This is a genomic window from Mesorhizobium sp. M7A.F.Ca.CA.001.10.2.1 (genome assembly GCF_003998575.1).
GTDB lineage: Bacteria > Pseudomonadota > Alphaproteobacteria > Rhizobiales > Rhizobiaceae > Mesorhizobium.
On the sequence record NZ_RZQY01000990.1, the window covers coordinates 1 to 1,501 of the forward strand.

3 protein-coding genes are annotated in these 1,501 nt (G+C 59.8%); 2 read left to right on the forward strand and 1 reads right to left on the reverse strand.

Translation table 11 applies throughout. The annotated features are described in order from the left end of the window. Window positions 1-339, reverse strand: a 339-nt coding sequence (locus EN964_RS34280; protein ID WP_127277425.1) for an alpha/beta fold hydrolase, incomplete at its 3' end; no start/stop codon positions are given. Window positions 340-439: 100 nt separating this feature from the next. Here EN964_RS34280 and EN964_RS34285 point away from each other — a divergent pair. Continuing rightward, complete coding sequence (locus EN964_RS34285; RefSeq protein WP_127269299.1) at window positions 440-961, forward strand: helix-turn-helix domain-containing protein; 522 nt, start codon at window positions 440-442, stop codon at window positions 959-961. A 77-nt stretch (window positions 962-1,038) separates the two neighbouring features. Beyond that, a complete protein-coding gene (locus tag EN964_RS34290) occupies window positions 1,039-1,272 on the forward strand; it encodes a hypothetical protein (RefSeq protein WP_027037125.1) in 234 nt (77 codons plus the stop codon). Window positions 1,273-1,501 lie beyond the last annotated feature (229 nt).

Sequence of the window (1,501 nt, forward strand, 5' to 3'; positions counted from 1 at the left end):
GGACGGGTGTACCAACGCCACAAGCTGCGCGATCATGCCGCCCATCGACATGCCGACGACATTCGCCTTGCCGATACCGTGGTCGTCGAGAACGCGCATTGCATCGTCGGCCATATCATCGAACGTGTAGGGCGGCTCTCCCGGCTTGTATTTGGTCGAACGGCCGGTATCGCGATTGTCGTAGCGGATCACGAACAGGCCGGCATCGGCCAGTTCCCGGCAAAACGCCTCCGGCCACCACAGCATCGAGGCCATCGCTCCCATGATCAGCAACAGCGGCGGGTTCGCCGGATCGCCAAAGGTTTCGGATATGATTTCGGGGCGTTCGGTCGTCGTCACGGTGCGGCCTCCTCTCCTGCAATACTGATTGCATTTTGCAATCGGTTGCACGATAATAAAACTGATACGACAATGCAACTGGTTTTGGAGAAAAAATCTCATGAGCATGGATCGCCGGTCCGGATGTCCGATCAACCTGTCGCTGGAAGTGTTCGGCGATCGCTGGAGTCTGATCATCCTTCGCGACATGATCTTCGGCGGCAGGCGTCATTTTCGCGAGCTGCTCAACGGATCGATGGAAGGCATCGCCTCCAACATCCTCGCCGATCGGCTGAAGCGGCTGATGGAACTGGGCATGCTGACCAAAGCCGACGACCCCTCGCACAAGCAGAAGGCGATCTACAGCCTGACCGAAATGGCGATCACGCTGGTGCCGATCCTGGCCCATCTTGGCGCCTGGGGCCGCGTCTGGCTGCCGGTCAGCGAAGAACTCTCGATCCGCGCCGAACTTCTGGAAAAGGGCGGACAGCCGATGTGGGACAAATTCATGGACGAGTTGCGCCATGAACATCTCGGCAAGCCGCTCGATACCGCCTCGGGTCCTTCTGTCCGCGCCACCTTGCAGGCCGCCTATGAAGCCCTGGTTGCCAGCAAGGCTCTCGCCGCCGACTCTGCCGCTTGACCAACTTATTTTCCCGTTTGGGGGCCGGCTCTGCTAGAAGAAGCGGAAAATCACAATTCACGGGATTGGATAAGGTCTTGGTTGAGAACTCTCGGGATGCTGCCCGCGCACGCGCCGACCTGCGCTTCAAGAAGCAGGAAGAGGCGGCAACCGTCCGCCAGAAGGCGATGGCCGAATACGTCGCCGAGAGCGACGCCCGCCAGGCCAAGACCAACAAGCTGCGGGCGCTGCGTCTCGCCAAGGAAGCCGAAGACCTCGCCAACGCGCCAGCGGAACCTGCCAAGAAGCCGGCCCGCGCCAAGAAAAAATGACCTGAAGCCGCACAGGCACCAACTCCTATCCGGAGGCTGTGACGGTCGCTTCCTTCCCACCTCTTCACGCGAAGCAATTTCAACCGAAACCGGGATGTTATCTCGCCCGTCGACGGTCGATGATCGACGCCTTTCAGACAGGAGACCGCCATGACCGCACTGCCGCTCGAAAAAGCCAGGCAAATCATCGATGCCGCCTTTGCCAAGGGCTCCGATCTCAAGCTTAAGC

What these genes read in the sequence shown, in the direction of transcription:
- EN964_RS34285 (WP_127269299.1), top strand. Translation starts at nt 440, where the DNA reads ATGAGCATGGATCGCCGGTCCGGATGTCCGATCAACCTGTCGCTGGAA.